The 15,014-nt window shown below is 38.9% G+C and carries 13 protein-coding genes; all 13 read left to right on the top strand.

Features of this window, described 5'->3' with window-relative positions; translation table 11 throughout:
• Positions 1-66 precede the first annotated feature (66 nt).
• The gene (gene spoIIP / locus EV203_RS05485; protein ID WP_132039503.1) at positions 67-1,227 is read left to right on the top strand and encodes a stage II sporulation protein P; all 1,161 of its coding nucleotides are present in this window, start codon (positions 67-69) and stop codon (positions 1,225-1,227) included.
• Between the two features lie 10 nt (positions 1,228-1,237).
• The gene (locus EV203_RS05480) at positions 1,238-3,415 is read left to right on the top strand and encodes an alkaline phosphatase family protein (protein ID WP_009610819.1); all 2,178 of its coding nucleotides are present in this window, start codon (positions 1,238-1,240) and stop codon (positions 3,413-3,415) included.
• Positions 3,416-3,424: 9 nt separating this feature from the next.
• Complete coding sequence (locus EV203_RS05475; protein ID WP_009610822.1) at positions 3,425-4,540, top strand: glycosyltransferase family 4 protein; 1,116 nt, start codon at positions 3,425-3,427, stop codon at positions 4,538-4,540.
• 6 nt (positions 4,541-4,546) lie between these two features.
• Complete coding sequence (locus EV203_RS05470) at positions 4,547-4,777, top strand: hypothetical protein (protein ID WP_043884139.1); 231 nt, start codon at positions 4,547-4,549, stop codon at positions 4,775-4,777.
• A 23-nt stretch (positions 4,778-4,800) separates the two neighbouring features.
• Positions 4,801-6,612 (top strand): translation elongation factor 4, encoded by a 1,812-nt coding sequence (gene lepA / locus EV203_RS05465; RefSeq protein WP_132039501.1) that lies wholly within the window; start codon positions 4,801-4,803, stop codon positions 6,610-6,612.
• Positions 6,609-7,736 (top strand): radical SAM family heme chaperone HemW, encoded by a 1,128-nt coding sequence (gene hemW, locus EV203_RS05460; RefSeq protein ID WP_132039499.1) that lies wholly within the window; start codon positions 6,609-6,611, stop codon positions 7,734-7,736. Before lepA ends, hemW begins: the two co-directional genes overlap by 4 nt.
• A gap of 105 nt (positions 7,737-7,841) precedes the next feature.
• Entirely contained in the window at positions 7,842-8,873 is a 1,032-nt protein-coding gene (gene hrcA, locus EV203_RS05455) for a heat-inducible transcriptional repressor HrcA (protein WP_009610823.1), read from the top strand.
• Positions 8,874-8,886: 13 nt separating this feature from the next.
• Positions 8,887-9,501, top strand: coding sequence for a nucleotide exchange factor GrpE (gene grpE, locus EV203_RS05450; RefSeq protein WP_132039497.1), 615 nt, complete (start codon positions 8,887-8,889; stop codon positions 9,499-9,501).
• Positions 9,502-9,519: 18 nt separating this feature from the next.
• Positions 9,520-11,340: a molecular chaperone DnaK gene (dnaK, locus tag EV203_RS05445; protein ID WP_009610830.1), complete on the top strand. Its 1,821-nt coding sequence runs from the start codon at positions 9,520-9,522 to the stop codon at positions 11,338-11,340.
• A 57-nt stretch (positions 11,341-11,397) separates the two neighbouring features.
• Positions 11,398-12,552 (top strand): molecular chaperone DnaJ, encoded by a 1,155-nt coding sequence (gene dnaJ / locus EV203_RS05440; RefSeq protein WP_046159866.1) that lies wholly within the window; start codon positions 11,398-11,400, stop codon positions 12,550-12,552.
• Between the two features lie 25 nt (positions 12,553-12,577).
• Positions 12,578-13,507: a 50S ribosomal protein L11 methyltransferase gene (prmA, locus tag EV203_RS05435; protein WP_132039495.1), complete on the top strand. Its 930-nt coding sequence runs from the start codon at positions 12,578-12,580 to the stop codon at positions 13,505-13,507.
• Between the two features lie 2 nt (positions 13,508-13,509).
• The gene (locus EV203_RS05430; protein WP_132039493.1) at positions 13,510-14,247 is read left to right on the top strand and encodes a 16S rRNA (uracil(1498)-N(3))-methyltransferase; all 738 of its coding nucleotides are present in this window, start codon (positions 13,510-13,512) and stop codon (positions 14,245-14,247) included.
• Positions 14,248-14,353: 106 nt separating this feature from the next.
• A complete protein-coding gene (locus tag EV203_RS13735; protein ID WP_132039491.1) occupies positions 14,354-14,875 on the top strand; it encodes a ferritin in 522 nt (173 codons plus the stop codon).
• Positions 14,876-15,014 lie beyond the last annotated feature (139 nt).

The following is a 15,014-nucleotide window of genomic DNA, read 5'->3' as shown; positions in this document are numbered from 1 at the left end:
TATGGTACTAAAGCACCTCTTGTTGGAATAAATATATGAATATAAAACCAAAGAGAGGTGCTTCTTTTGTACAGGGGAAATATATTAAAGATAGGGAAATTGCTTTTTTTGCTACTTGTGCTCCTTAATTTGCTTTTGTATAATTGGATGATACAGCCAGAGAAAGTCACTGTAAAACAGGTCATTGAGGATTCTTTTTCAGAAGAGTATGACAAGTTGGACAGCCTTTTTGTGACTTCCATTAACTATTCTTTCCCGGTGGTGGAAGTCGCTTTTGCATCTTGTGGATATACAGGAAAGGATTTGACTTTTTCAGCTTTTTTGCATGCTAAGATTAAGGACCCGCTTAATTTGATAAAATTTCAAATTCCAGTTTTTGCTCAAGTGGATTACAAGAAATATCAAAAAGTTACCCAGGTAACAAAAGGCGAAGAAGAGAAGGTAATAATACCTCCGCCTAAAGTAGCAGAGGAAAGAAAAGAGGAGAAAAAAGAACCCTCTGGGGAGGAGAAAAAAGGGGATAATTCAAAGCCCTATCTTTTGATATATCACACTCATACAATGGAGGCTTTTGCTGCAACCGAAGAGAACAGGTATGTTGCGAGATATGGGTACGACAGAACAGATGATTTAAACTACACTGTGGCGGAAGTGGGAGAGTATCTTGCTGAATATTTAATCAAAGAAGGGATTCCCGTCTTGCACGACAAGACCATTCACGATTATAATTATGATAAGTCTTATGTTAATTCACTGGTGACGTTAAAGAGAATTTTAAAGGAGTATCCCTCTATAAAAGCCGCAATTGACCTGCACAGAGACGGATATGGAGCGGTGATGAAACCAGGAGTGGAGTCTATACCTGCACTTAGCAGTTTGCCGAATCAAGAGTTTAGGAAAAAATATACTATAGAGATAAACGGAGAGAAAGTGGCGAGAGTTTCCTTCATAATAGGTTCGAGGAGAACCCCTGAAATGAATGAGGACTGGCGAAAAAATTATGAATTTGCAAAAAAGATAAATGACAAGTTGAATGAGCTCTACCCCGGCCTTTCTTTGGGAGTGCAGGTCAAACCCTACAGCGAGTATAATCAGCATGTGCTTGAAAAGGCAATTCTCATAGAGCTGGGTAGCAATTACAATACTCTGGAAGAAGCCATTGCTACCACAAAATATTTGGCGAAAGCTATAAGTGAGGTAATAAAACAACAGGAGGACTTCAAGTAGGAGGTTGGAAATGAGAGTAATCAGAAAAGCACTAATCGCAGCGTTTGTATTATCACTATCTTTTCAATTTTTCATGCCAAGTTCGGCTTATGGTTTTGATTCTAAAAAAGTGATAATTTTTATAGTGGACAGAGTAAACTTAAATGACTACCTGTCCAATGACCTTCCCACTATAAGGTATTTGATGGAAAATGGCACATACGGATTGATGACTGTAAACTCTGATGGGGCAAAGACCCCAGAAAATGTGTACATGACCCTAGGGTGTGGTACAAGGGCAGTAGGTTCTGAAAAGGCTTTTTTAAATTTTAACGCCTCAGAGCTGGTTTATGGGGAATCAGCAGCTTCTGTGTTTAAAAGGAATACCGGTTTGAAGCCGCAGTTTTACAATATTGTCAATTTAGATATAGCTCAAATTGAAAGAAATAACCTTTTAAGAAATCACATTGTCATTCCGGGTGCTATGGGGAACCTCTTAGAAAATACTGGCAAGAAGATTGCTGTTTTGGGAAATGAGGGAAATACCATTGAACCTAAAAGGTATGCTCCTTTGATATTTATGAATGAGAAAGGGATTGTAGAATTTGGCGATGTGAGCGATTCTGTTTTGAAGAGGGATGTGATGAGCCCTTTTGGCGTATCCACAGATTACGAATTTCTTTATCAAAAATACCTGGAGTTAAAAGACAAGATGGACTTGATAGCCTTTCAACTGGGGGATACTTTAAGGGCTAATGACTATCAAAGGTTTGCAATGGATAGAATAAATGAAAAATATAGAAAAAAGGCATTGAGAGAGGCAGACAGCTTTATTGAAAGGGTTATAAAGGAAGGGGATTCTAATACTTTGTACATAGTTTTGACTCCCCTCCCTCCTTCTAAGGATATGTCTTTAAAAAGTTATTTGACTCCTTTTATTTTATTTGGACCGGGTTTTACAGAAGGGTACGCCATTTCAGACACTACAAAAAGGACAGGCATTGTGACTAATACAGACTTTATGCCCACAATTTTGAAATATTTGGGTATACCAATTCCAGCTTATGTTACGGGGCATCCTGTATATAATTCTGGAGTAAAAGGTTCACCTCAAGAATTATTGAGGGAAAGCGAAAAATTGGTTTTTAATTATTCTTCAAGGCCACTTTTTTTGAAAGCTTATGGAATTTTTCAAATAGGAACTTTTATCCTCATAGGTTTTGCAGCATTTTTATTAAAGAAATATTCTCATTACAGCAAGTATTTGCTCTTTTTTATGTCGGCGATGCCTCTTTCTTTTCTGCTGCTGCCCCTTTTTAATTGTTATACTTTTATGAAGGCAGTGTTTTTTCTCTTAGTCATAAGTGTTGTTTTGGTGTTTACATTGGGCAAGATTGTGCAGTATGGTTATTCTTTTTACTTCTGGATATCTTTAGCAACAGCCTCTGTTTTGATGGTAGACCTCGCTACAGGGCAGCATTTGCTTAAGAATTCTCTTTTAAGTTATGATGTGATAGCTGGAGCGCGCTTTTACGGCATTGGAAATGAATACATGGGAGTTTTAATCGGCGCAACTTTCTGCTTTACAGCGTTTCTTTTTGAGAAATTTTCTAAAAAAACAGCTTTGTTTTTGGCATTTTTTATCTACGGATTAGTCCTATTTTTTATAGCCTCCCCAGCCCTGGGAGCCAAAGTAGGGGGTGCTATAACTGGTTTTGTTGCCTTTGGAATTTCAATTCTTTTACTAAGTGACAAGAGAATTGACGCAAAAAAAATCTCTTTTATTGCTGTATCAATTTTAATGCTTTTGGCGGTGCTTTTTTATGTTGACTATTTGAAGCCTTTGTCACAGCAGACTCACATGGGACAAACTTTTGCTCTGGTAAAAAGCCACGGCTTTAAAGCTTTGTTTCAAATTTTTGAGAGAAAACTTTTGATGAACTACAAGCTCATAAAATACTCTATATGGTCTAGGGTTTTACTTGCACTTTCTGCTATTTTGATTTTCTTGTTCTTTGCTGTAAGGGAAGTTTTTATAGAGGTATTAAAAGAACATCCTTATGTTTTTAAAGGAGGCATATCGACCCTAGTAGGAGTGCTCATGGCTTTGGCTTTTAATGATTCTGGGGTGATAGCTGCTTCTACTATGTCGGTGTTTTTTGGACCTCTTTTTCTTCACCTTGTGATTGATAAATTAAAACGAGGATAGGTGGTTTTTATGGATAAAAGGAGAGTGTTATACATTGTGAGAAAGTCTGAAGGAGGGATGAAGAGGCATTTGCTCTCCCTTCTTCGCTTTTTAGATAAAGAGAAGTATTGTTTAGGTGTTGTATGCTCGTTTGAAAAAGATACTATTGACTATCTCAAAAATCAGGGGATAGAGGTTTTTGAACTTGAAATTGGAGATGGCTTCAATGTAAAAGAGGACCTAAGTATTATTAAGAAAATAAGGAATATAGTAAAAGAGTTTAAAGCTGACATTGTGCACATGCACGGTTTTAAGGCATCTTTTGTCGGCAGGATTGCCTGCTTTAATTTGCCTGTAAAAACCATTGTGACGTTTCACAATTTTCCTGGCTACAACAATATGAGCGAAATGAAAAGAAGAGCGCTTCTTTTTTTGATAAAGTTTTTAAATAAAAGGACTGATCAGTTTATCGCTGTATCTGAAGCCCTGAAAAAAGAGATGATGGCAAGCGAAAGGATAGAGGAAGACAGAATAGAAGTGATTTATAACTGTATTGACGAGACTCTTTATAAGATGGGAGAATTGGATTTAAGAAAGGAGTTTGGTCTACCTGAAGACTCCTTTATTGTGGGAAGTATTGCCAGACTCATCCCCTCAAAAGGAGTACAGGATTTGATAGAAGCTGCTCATCTAATAAAGGAGGCAGATGTTTTCTTTTTTGTGGCGGGGGATGGCCCCTATAGAAAAAGTTTGGAGGAAAAGATTAAGGAAAAAGGGCTTGAAAGCAGGTTTTTTTTGCTCGGCTTTAGAGATGACATACCTTCATTTTTGAGAAATTTAGATGTTTTTGTACTTCCTTCTCATGAGGAAGGATTTGGAATATCTGTAATAGAAGCGATGAATGAAGGAGTGCCGGTTGTGGCTACAGCTGTTGGCGGAATACCTGAGATAATACAAGAAGGCGTAAATGGCATTTTAGTAGAAAAAGGAAATATAGAATCGCTTTCTAAAGCTATAAAGAGCCTTCTTAAAGATGCTCATCTTAAAGAGACGCTTTCTCTTAAAGGCAAAGAGGTGGCGAAAAAATTTAGCTGTGAAGAGATGGTCAAAAGGGTTGAAGAATTGTATGAGAGAATAAAGGGTTGAGGGAGTATGAGGCTTACCAGGACAAAAGAAAGGAAAAGGCAAATTAGAAGAAAAAGACTTGTAATATTTGCGCTTTTGTTGTACATTGTTATTGTGATAATAGGGCTTTTGACTGCCGACTACAATTTTAACAGGGTCTTAAGTGGAGAAGGGAAGATAGGAATTTTTAAAATAGAGCTTTTTGATGAAAAAATATTCCTTAGAGTCTTGGGAAAGGAGTTTATAATCAGGAAATAGCGCTATTTTAGAGGGGGAATAAAATGTCTGAAAGGATGAAGTACATTCGCAATTTCTGCATCATTGCCCATATTGACCATGGGAAGTCAACTTTAGCGGACAGGCTTATTGAAAAGACAGGGTTTTTGTCTGAAAGGGAAATGGACAAGCAAATTTTGGACAACTTAGAGCTTGAAAGAGAAAGGGGCATTACAATAAAATTAAAGCCTGTGAGGATGATTTACAAGGCCAAAGACGGCAACGAATACGAGCTAAATTTGATAGATACGCCGGGACACGTAGATTTTACCTATGAGGTTTCTCGAAGCATTGCCGCTTGCGAAGGAGCGTTGCTTGTAGTGGATGCAAGCCAGGGCATTGAAGCCCAGACTTTGGCTAACGTTTACCTGGCTCTTGAGCACGACCTTGAGATAATACCTGTTATAAATAAAATTGACCTTCCATCTGCCGACCCCGAAAGGGTGAAAAGAGAGATTGAAGATATCATAGGAATAGATGCGAGTGAAGCGCTTTTAACTTCTGCTAAAGAGGGAATTGGGATAGAGGAAGTTTTAGAAGCGATTGTGAAAAGAATACCGCCTCCCCAGGGAGATGAGGACAAGCCTTTAAAAGCTTTAATTTTTGATTCTTTCTACGACAACTACAAGGGAGCCATAAGCTTTGTCAGAATAGTTGACGGTAAAGTTAAACGGGGCATGAGGATAAAGATGTTTTCTACAGGAAAAGTGTTTGAAGTGACAGAAGTTGGGAGTTTCAGACCCGACCTTTATCCTGTGGAGGAATTAAAAGCAGGAGAAGTAGGATACATTGCGGCCAATATAAAAAATGTGAAGGATACCCGCGTTGGAGACACAATAACTGACGCTGATAATCCGGCGGATTCGCCTCTTCCGGGTTACAAAGAGGTCGTCCCAATGGTGTTTTGCGGAATTTATCCAGCTGACGGGGAGGACTATGAAAATCTAAAAGAGGCTTTAGAGAAACTTCAATTAAATGATGCTTCACTGGTGTTTGAGCCAGATACTTCTGCTGCTTTGGGTTTTGGATTCAGATGCGGTTTTTTAGGACTTCTTCACATGGAAATCGTTCAGGAGAGGTTAGAGAGGGAGTACAATTTAAACCTTGTGACGACTGCTCCCAGCGTAATTTACAAGGTCTACAAGACTAATGGAGAAGTGCTGGATATTGACAATCCTACAAAAATGCCTCCTCCAACCCAGATTGACCACATTGAAGAGCCTATTGTAGAGGCTACAATAATGGTGCCAACAGACTACGTAGGTTCAGTCATGGAACTTTGTCAGGAAAGAAGGGGAGTCTATCTCGGGATGGAGTACATTGAAAAAACGAGAGTGCTTTTAAAGTATGAAATGCCTCTTAATGAGATAATCTATGATTTTTTTGACGCTTTAAAGTCAAGGACTAGAGGATACGCTTCTTTGGATTACGAATTTAAAGGGTATAAAAAGTCGGACCTTGTGAAGCTGGACATCTTGATAAATGGCGAGGTTGTAGATGCTCTTTCCATGATAGTTCACAAGGACAAGGCGTACGAAAAAGGAAGGAAAATAGTTGAAAAGTTAAAGGAGAACATTCCGAGACATTTATTCGAAATTCCAATACAGGCTGCAATTGGGTCTAGAATCATAGCAAGAGAGACGGTAAAGGCTTTGAGGAAGAATGTGCTGGCGAAGTGCTATGGCGGTGACGTCACGCGAAAGAAAAAGCTTTTGGAGAAGCAGAAGGAAGGTAAAAAGAGGATGAGACAAATAGGGACTGTGGAAATACCGCAGGAAGCTTTTATGTCAATTTTGAAGCTGGATGACCAAAAATGAGGGAAATAGGTATATACATTCACATTCCTTTTTGCAAGAAAAAATGCTATTACTGTGATTTTAATTCTTACGTAGGTTATGAGCATTTAATGGAGGAGTATGTAAAAGCTTTAATAGAAGAGATTAAGTATTATTCTGAAGAAGATTTAAAAATAGTTTCTGTGTATATAGGAGGAGGGACTCCTAATTTTCTTCCTCCTTCTTATATCGAAATGGTGCTAAGTGAAATTCACAGGCACTATAATGTATTAGGAGATGCTGAAATTACGATTGAGGTAAATCCGGGGCTTTTGACAGAAGACAAATTAAAAATATACAAAGTAAACGGAATAAACCGGATAAGCATAGGGCTTCAAGCCTTTCAAAATCGCCTTCTTGAATATATAGGGCGAATTCACACAGTGGAAGATTTCCTTGAGAATTACGCCCTTATAAGGAAGTACTTTGATAATGTGAATGTGGATTTAATTTACGCTCTCCCTACGCAGACTTTTGAGGAATGGCAGGAAACCTTGATAAAAGTCGTTGAGCTAAAGCCAGAGCATATCTCTACTTACAGTCTTATTTTAGAAGAAAACACTCCTTTTGGGAGACTTTACAGAGAAGGGAAGCTTCCTGTGATAGACGAAGAAGAGGAGCTTAAGATGTACCACTGGGGGATAGAGTTTTTAAAAAGCAAGGGATACTGCCATTATGAGATTTCAAATTTTGCTCTTCCAGGTTACCAGTGTAAGCACAATATTCTGTACTGGGAGCTTAAGGAATACTTAGGATTTGGTGCGGGTGCTCATTCTTATTTCAAGGGGAGAAGGTGGAACAATTTTGAGAGAGTAGAAGAGTACATTGGGGCAATTTTAGGGAAAGGAGATGCTAGAGAAAAGGTTATTGAGTTGAGTCCGGAGGATGAAATTTCAGAGTTTATGTTTATGGGCTTAAGAATGAGAAAAGGGGTGTGCGAAGAGGAGTTCAGAAAAAGGTTTGGAATCAGTATGTTTGAAAGGTACGAGGAGATTTTCATTAAGTATGAAAAGATGGGACTTATCGAGAGAGATAAAGATTGTGTGAGGCTGACAGAGAAAGGGATAGATGTTTCAAATGTGATTTTTGAAGATTTCTTGCCCTAAGGCACCCTAAAATGAGTATTGACAAAAAATTATAAGAGTGGTATTTTAAAAACATGGATTAGCACTCAATGAATGAGAGTGCTAATAATACATGGGGTGGTGAAAATGCCGTTAGATGATAGGAAGAAAAGGATTCTCTTTGCTGTTGTTACTGATTACATCATGACGGCAGAACCAATAGGGTCAAGGACTATCGCAAAAAAGTACAATATGGGCATAAGCTCTGCGACAATAAGAAATGAAATGGCTGATTTGGAGGAAATGGGATATTTGGAGCAGCCTCACACTTCTGCTGGTAGAATACCTTCTGACAAAGGTTATAGATTTTACGTTGATACTATTTTGCAGAATTTCATGAAGGAGGATTTAAGCCCTCCTCCGAGGGTGAGAGAAGAGGTCATAGCTGAGTTCGATGAGATTGTAAAGAAGTATGCGAAAATTCTGGCGGATATAACTCACCACGCCACTGTTGCAAAAATGCCAAAGCTAAACCCTGACAAGATCAAAAGGTTGCAGCTTATCCCCGTGGCTTCAAATAAGATGATAATGGTAGTGATTACTGATACAGGAATTGTGAAAAATTATTTGCTGAATTTGTGCCAGAGTGTAGATAGAAATGTGTTCGAGTTTTTAAACAACCTCTTGAATGACAAAATTGCAGGAAAAAGCGAAAAGGCCATTTTTAACTTCCTTGAAAAGGAGCTAAAAGACACTCTAGGAGATATGGCTTTTATGGCGGATGAGCTTATAAAGACCATACTTTTGAGTTTAAAGCAGCTGCAGGAGACAGATGTTTACACTGATGGCACTTTACACATTCTTGATTTTCCAGAATATAAGGACTTGAACAAAGCAAAGAATTTTTTAAGCCTTCTGGACAATAAGTCCTTACTAAATGAAGTTTTAGAACCAGTAGATGACTTTGTAGATGTTAAAATTGGGAGAGAAAACAGATTTGAAGAGATGAGAGAACTCAGTGTTATAAAGACCACCTATAAAATAAATGATAGGGTAGTTGGAACTATAGGAATAATAGGACCTACCCGAATGGACTACAGAAGGCTTATAAGCGAGCTTACGCTTATGACGAGAGAACTTTCAAATCTCTTGTCTTCTATATACAATGATGAAATATGACGGGGTGATATAAGTGGAAGAATTGGAAAAAGACAAAATTGAAAGAAATGAAGAGATGAGCGAGGAGATAAAAGGAGAGGGCCCTCCTTCTGAATTGGAGGAATCGGAAGAAGTGGTGGAAGAAAAGATAGAAACAGAAGTAGAACAAAAAAAGGAACCTTCTCTGGAGGAGATAGTTGAGGAATTGAGGAAAAAATTAGAAGAAAAAGAAAAAGAAGCGAAAGAGTATTTGGACATAGCTCAGAGGATAAAAGCCGAATTTGATAATTATAGGAAAAGAACAGAAAAGGAAAAAGCTGAAATGATAAGTTATGGACAGGAGCAGGTGATAATAGAACTTTTGCCTGTTATTGATAATTTTGAAAGAGCTTTGGCAACTGAGGGAGATTATAATTCCTTAAGAGAAGGGTTAGAATTAATCTACAGGCAATTTAAAAAGGTTTTGGATAAATTTGAAGTGAGAGAAATTGAAGCTGAAGGGCAGATGTTTGACCCTTACAAGCATCATGCCCTAGCGCAGGAGGAAGTGGAAGGCAAACAGCCGAATGAAATTATAGAGGTGTTCCAGAAAGGTTATTATTTGAAAGATAAAGTAATTAGACCTAGCTTAGTTAAGGTAGCAAAATAAAAAAGGAGGTTGATTGAGATGGGGAAAGTGATTGGAATTGACCTTGGAACCACTTTTTCATGTGTAGCTGTGATGGAAGGCGGTCAGCCTGTAGTAATACCTAATTCTGAAGGAACTCGCACTACTCCTTCTGTAGTAGCTTTTACTAAAGAAGGAGAAAGGCTTGTAGGGCATCCAGCTAGAAGGCAGGCTATAATAAACCCTGAGAGGACCATAATGTCCATAAAGAGGCATATGGGTACAGACTATAAAGTTAAAATAGACGACAAAGAATACACTCCTCAGGAGATTTCTGCAATGATTTTGCAGAAATTAAAGGCAGATGCTGAGGCTTACCTCGGCGAAAAAGTCACTCAAGCGGTCATAACAGTACCCGCATACTTTAATGACAGTCAGAGACAGGCTACAAAAGATGCTGGAAGGATAGCCGGACTTGAGGTTTTGAGAATAATAAATGAGCCCACGGCAGCAGCTTTGGCTTATGGTCTTGACAAAGAGGGAAACCAGAAAATAATGGTATACGACTTGGGCGGCGGTACTTTTGACGTTTCCATACTTGAGATTGGTGACGGAGTCTTTGAAGTTTTGGCTACAAGCGGTAACAACCACTTAGGTGGAGATGACTTTGACCAGAGAATAATAGACTGGTTGGCAGATAATTTCCAGAAAGAGCACGGAATTGACTTGAGAAAAGACAGGATGGCTTTGCAGAGGCTAAAAGAGGCTGCGGAAAGGGCTAAGATTGAACTTTCTTCTGCTATGGTGACAAATATAAACCTTCCTTTCATAACAGCAGATGCTTCAGGACCTAAGCATATAGACGTAAACTTGACGAGAGCAAAATTTGAAGAATTGATTTCAGATTTAGTCGAGTCTACAGTGGGACCTGTTAAGCAGGCTTTGAGCGACGCAGGATTAAAGCCTGAAGATATAGACAAGGTCCTTTTGGTGGGAGGTTCTACAAGAATACCTCTTGTTCAGGAAACGGTCAAGAAGATAATGGGCAAAGAACCTCATAAAGGAATCAACCCAGATGAAGCTGTTGCAATAGGAGCTGCTATACAGGCTGCTGTGCTCGCAGGTGAGATCAAGGACATACTGCTTCTCGATGTTACTCCGCTTTCCCTTGGAATAGAGACTCTGGGAGGAGTTTTCACAAAAATTATAGAAAGAAACACTACTATTCCTGTAAGAAAGAGCCAGATTTTCACTACAGCCGCAGATAACCAGACTTCTGTGGAAATTCACGTACTACAGGGAGAAAGGCCCTTGGCTAAAGACAATAAAAGCTTAGGTCGCTTCATACTCTCTGGTATTCCACCGGCGCCGAGAGGAGTGCCTCAGATTGAGGTTACTTTTGACATAGATGCGAATGGAATTGTACATGTTTCTGCAAAGGACCTTGCCACAGGAAAATCCCAGCAGATAACCATAACAGGTAGCACCAACCTGTCCGAAGAAGAGATACAGAGGATGATAAACGAAGCTAAGCAGTACGAAGAGCAGGACAGAAAGAAAAGAGAAGAAATTGAAATAAGAAACAGAGCTGACTCTCTGATATATCAGGCAGAGAAAACTATGAAAGATTTAGGAGATAAGATGACTCAGGCAGAGAAGGATGAAATTAATAAGGAGATAGAAAATGTAAGAAAAGCCCTTGAAGGCACTGATGTGGAGGCTATAAAGGCAGCTTCTGAAAAGCTTTCTGAGGCTTTCTACAAAGTCTCAACAAGACTTTACCAGCAGGCGGCAGGCAGTGCAAATCCTGGTGGCAGCCAGGGCACATCGCAAGGAAATGTCTATGAAGCGGATTACAAAGTGGAGGACGATAATAAATAAATTAGAACCAGGTTTTTCGCCTGGTTCTAATTTACGTAATGAAAGGCAGGTGAGAGAGTGCCTAAAAAGGATTTGTATGAGATACTGGGTGTAGATAGGAATGCAAGTCAGGAAGAAATAAAAAAGGCATACAGGCGACTTGCAAAGAAATATCATCCAGACCTAAACCCTGGGGATAAAGAGGCCGAGCAGAAGTTTAAGGAAATAAATGAAGCTTATGAAATACTTTCTGACCCTCAGAAAAGGGCCCAGTACGACCAGTTTGGCCATGCTGCTTTTGAGCAGGGAGGCTTCCAGCAGGGCGGATTTGGAGATTTTACTCAAGGCGGGTTTGACTTTGATTTTGGCGGTTTTGGAGACATATTCGGGGATATTTTCAGCGACTTCTTTGGCACAGGGAGGAGAAAGGCAGAGAAAGGGCCTAAGAAGGGCGCTGACATAAGGTATGATTTGACATTAACCTTTGAGGAAGCAGCTTTTGGAACGGAAAAAGAGATAGAAGTAGAACGCTTTGAAGTTTGCGATGTGTGCCACGGTACAGGTGTAAAGCCGGGTAGCCGTCCTGAGACTTGTCCTGTATGTCATGGCACAGGAGAGATACGGCAGACCCAGAACACGCCTTTTGGCAGGATTGTAAATATAAGGACTTGTCCGAGATGCCATGGGGAAGGAAAAATTATCACAGACCCTTGTCAAAAGTGTGGGGGAACTGGTAGAATTAGAAAAAGGAGAAAGATTAAAGTCACCATTCCTGCTGGTATAGATGAAGGGCAGATGCTTACCTTAAGAGGCGAAGGAGAGCCAGGCTTAAGAGGAGGTCCTAATGGAGACCTTTATATTGTCATCCACGTGAAACCCCATGAAATTTTCAAGAGGGAAGGCTATGATGTATATGTAAAGATACCTATAAGCTTTGCAGATGCAGCCTTAGGAGGAGAGATTAAGATACCGACCTTGGATGGAATGGTGAGTTTTACAATTCCAGAGGGGACCCAGACAGGTACCAAATTTAAGCTAAGAGGCAAAGGGATTCCCCATATAGGTGGGAGAGGGCGTGGAGACCAGATTGTCGAGGTGTATGTAGAAGTTCCAAAGAGATTGTCAGAAAAGCAGAAAGAACTTTTAAGAGAGTTCAAAAGATTAGAAGGCGAGAATACAGCAGAGCACAAGTCCTTTTTTCAGAGAATGAGGGACGCTTTTGGAGGAAGTTAAAATTTAGAAAAAGGTGTTGAAGGAAATGAAATGGTTAGAAATACAGGTTACAACTTCACAGGAAGCAGAAGAGGCTGTCACAGGCATTTTGTACGATTTAGGAGCAGGCGGAGTGGTTATAAAAAATCCTAACGATGTAAAAGAACTGGCACAGACTAGTGAATGGGATTATTTTGACCCTTCCCTTCTAGAAGAAGGAGAAGAGGTAAAGATTTCGGCTTACTTTCCAATTACTGCCGATATAACAGACAAAGTGACTTTTTTAAAAGAGAGAATTTTGGAACTCAAGTCTTTTGGAATAAATGTAGGAAATGTCAAAGTAGAGGTCTCTGAGGTAGACGAAGAAGACTGGGCAGACAGCTGGAAGCAGTATTACAAGCCTTTAAAAGTTGGCAAAAGGATTGTCATAAGGCCTTTATGGGAAGAATACAGCCCTAAAGAGGGAGAAATAGTTATAGACCTTGACCCTGGAATGGCTTTTGGCACGGGTACTCATGAGACTACAAAGATGTGCCTCGAATTTTTAGAGGATATTATAAAGTCTGGGGCAGTTGTATTTGATGTAGGTTGTGGGTCAGGTATACTTTCCATTGCCGCATCTAAATTAGGGGCATCTCGGGTGTACGGTGCGGATGTAGATGAAATGGCGGTTAAAATAGCTAGAGAAAATGTAAAATTAAATGGTCTTGAAAATGTGGAGATTTTTCAAAGCGACCTCCTTAAAAATTTTAGAGGAAAGGCAGATGTGATAGTAGCTAACATTATTGCAGATGCAATAATTAGGCTTATTCCTGATGTTTTGCCTCATCTTAAAGAGGAAGGGTTATTTTTAGCAAGCGGCATTATTAAAGACAGGTTTGAAGAAGTAAAAGAAAGAGCAGAGGAATTTTTTGAAATAATTGATATGAAAGAAGAAAAAGAGTGGTTGAGCATATTGATGAAGGAAAAGGGATAGAAATGAGGAAGATCTTTGTTGAAAAGGGCAAAATAAAGGGAAAATTTGCCTATGTAGATGGGAAGGATTTTCACCATCTCATTCATGTATTAAGGTATAAGGTGGGAGATAAAATTGTGGTATCTGATATGGCAGAGGAGCATCTGGGAAGGATTGAAAAAATAGAAAAAGATAGGGTTATTTTATTTTTAGAAGAAAAAATGGAGGGCAATGCAGAAAGTCCTCTAGAAGTTTTTTTATTTCAAGGGATACTCAAAGCTGACAAGATGGACCTTATAGTTCAAAAATGTACGGAAATAGGGGTAAGAAGGATTATACCTTTTGTAAGTGAATTTTCTGTTGTCGATATAAAGAGAGCTAACATAGATAAAAAAGTTGAAAGGTGGAAAAAAATTAGCGAAGAGGCTTGCAAGCAATCAGGAAGAAATATTATTCCTGAAATTTTTGTTCCTGTATCTTTTGAAGAAACGATAGAGAAAGCAATGGAGTGCGACCTTGCGATAATCCCTTACGAAAAAGAAGAGAAGAAAAGATTAAAAGAAGTGCTAAAAGATGTCGAAGATGCAAAGAAAATAGGGATATTCATAGGTCCTGAAGGAGGTTTTTCACAGAAGGAAATTGAGAAGGCTATAAATAATGGAATTGTACCCGTTACTCTAGGGCCCAGGATTTTGAGGGCAGAAACGGCAGCCATTGCAGTTTCTGCTATAGTTATGTACCAGCTTGGAGACATGGGGTAAACCTGAAGGATAAGGGTAGTAAATTTTGATTTTTTATGGTAAAATAAAAGGAGAAATATGAGATTGAGGAAAGTAGTGACTAGAATAAAAGAAAGGAGTTAAAACTATGTTGAGTGAAAGAATGTTGGAAGAACTTAATAAACAGTTGAATTACGAAATTTACTCTGCCTACCTTTATGTAGCTATGGAGAATTATTTTCAAGAAAGAAACTTAGAAGGTTTTGCAAATTTCTTTAAAGTGCAAATGGAAGAAGAACTTTCCCATGCGAGAATTTTTTACGAATACATATACCGCATGGGAGGGAAAGTCACGTTATATCCAATTGAAAAGCCAGAGGAGAATTTTGGAAGCATTTTAGATGTTTTTAAGAAAGCTTTGGAGCATGAAAAAACTGTGACACAGAGAATCCATAAGCTCGTTGATTTAGCGATTGAAGAAAGAGACCACGCAACTAATGCTTTTTTGCAGTGGTTTGTGAATGAGCAAGTAGAAGAAGAGGAGAGTTTTCAGAAAATAATAAACAAGCTAGAATTGATAGGTGACAGCATGCAGCCTATATTCATGTTAGATTCAGAATTAGCTAAGAGGACTTTTGTATTACCTGCTCCTTTGGCAAAAAGTGAGTAATAAATAGAATAATAGGGTATGCTATAATAAATGGCATACCCTATCAGTTTGTTGACAAAGCAAAATTTTAGCCCCTGTTTTCTTAGTACCGAAAGCAGGGGCTGTATATATCTGGATAAAATTTTCTTTAAAACTCCAA

Source organism: Caldanaerobacter subterraneus (genome assembly GCF_004345675.1).
In the GTDB taxonomy this organism is placed as follows: domain Bacteria; phylum Bacillota; class Thermoanaerobacteria; order Thermoanaerobacterales; family Thermoanaerobacteraceae; genus Thermoanaerobacter; species Thermoanaerobacter subterraneus.
Note: the sequence above shows the minus strand (reverse complement) of the source record. Positions and strands in the feature narration are given on the sequence as shown.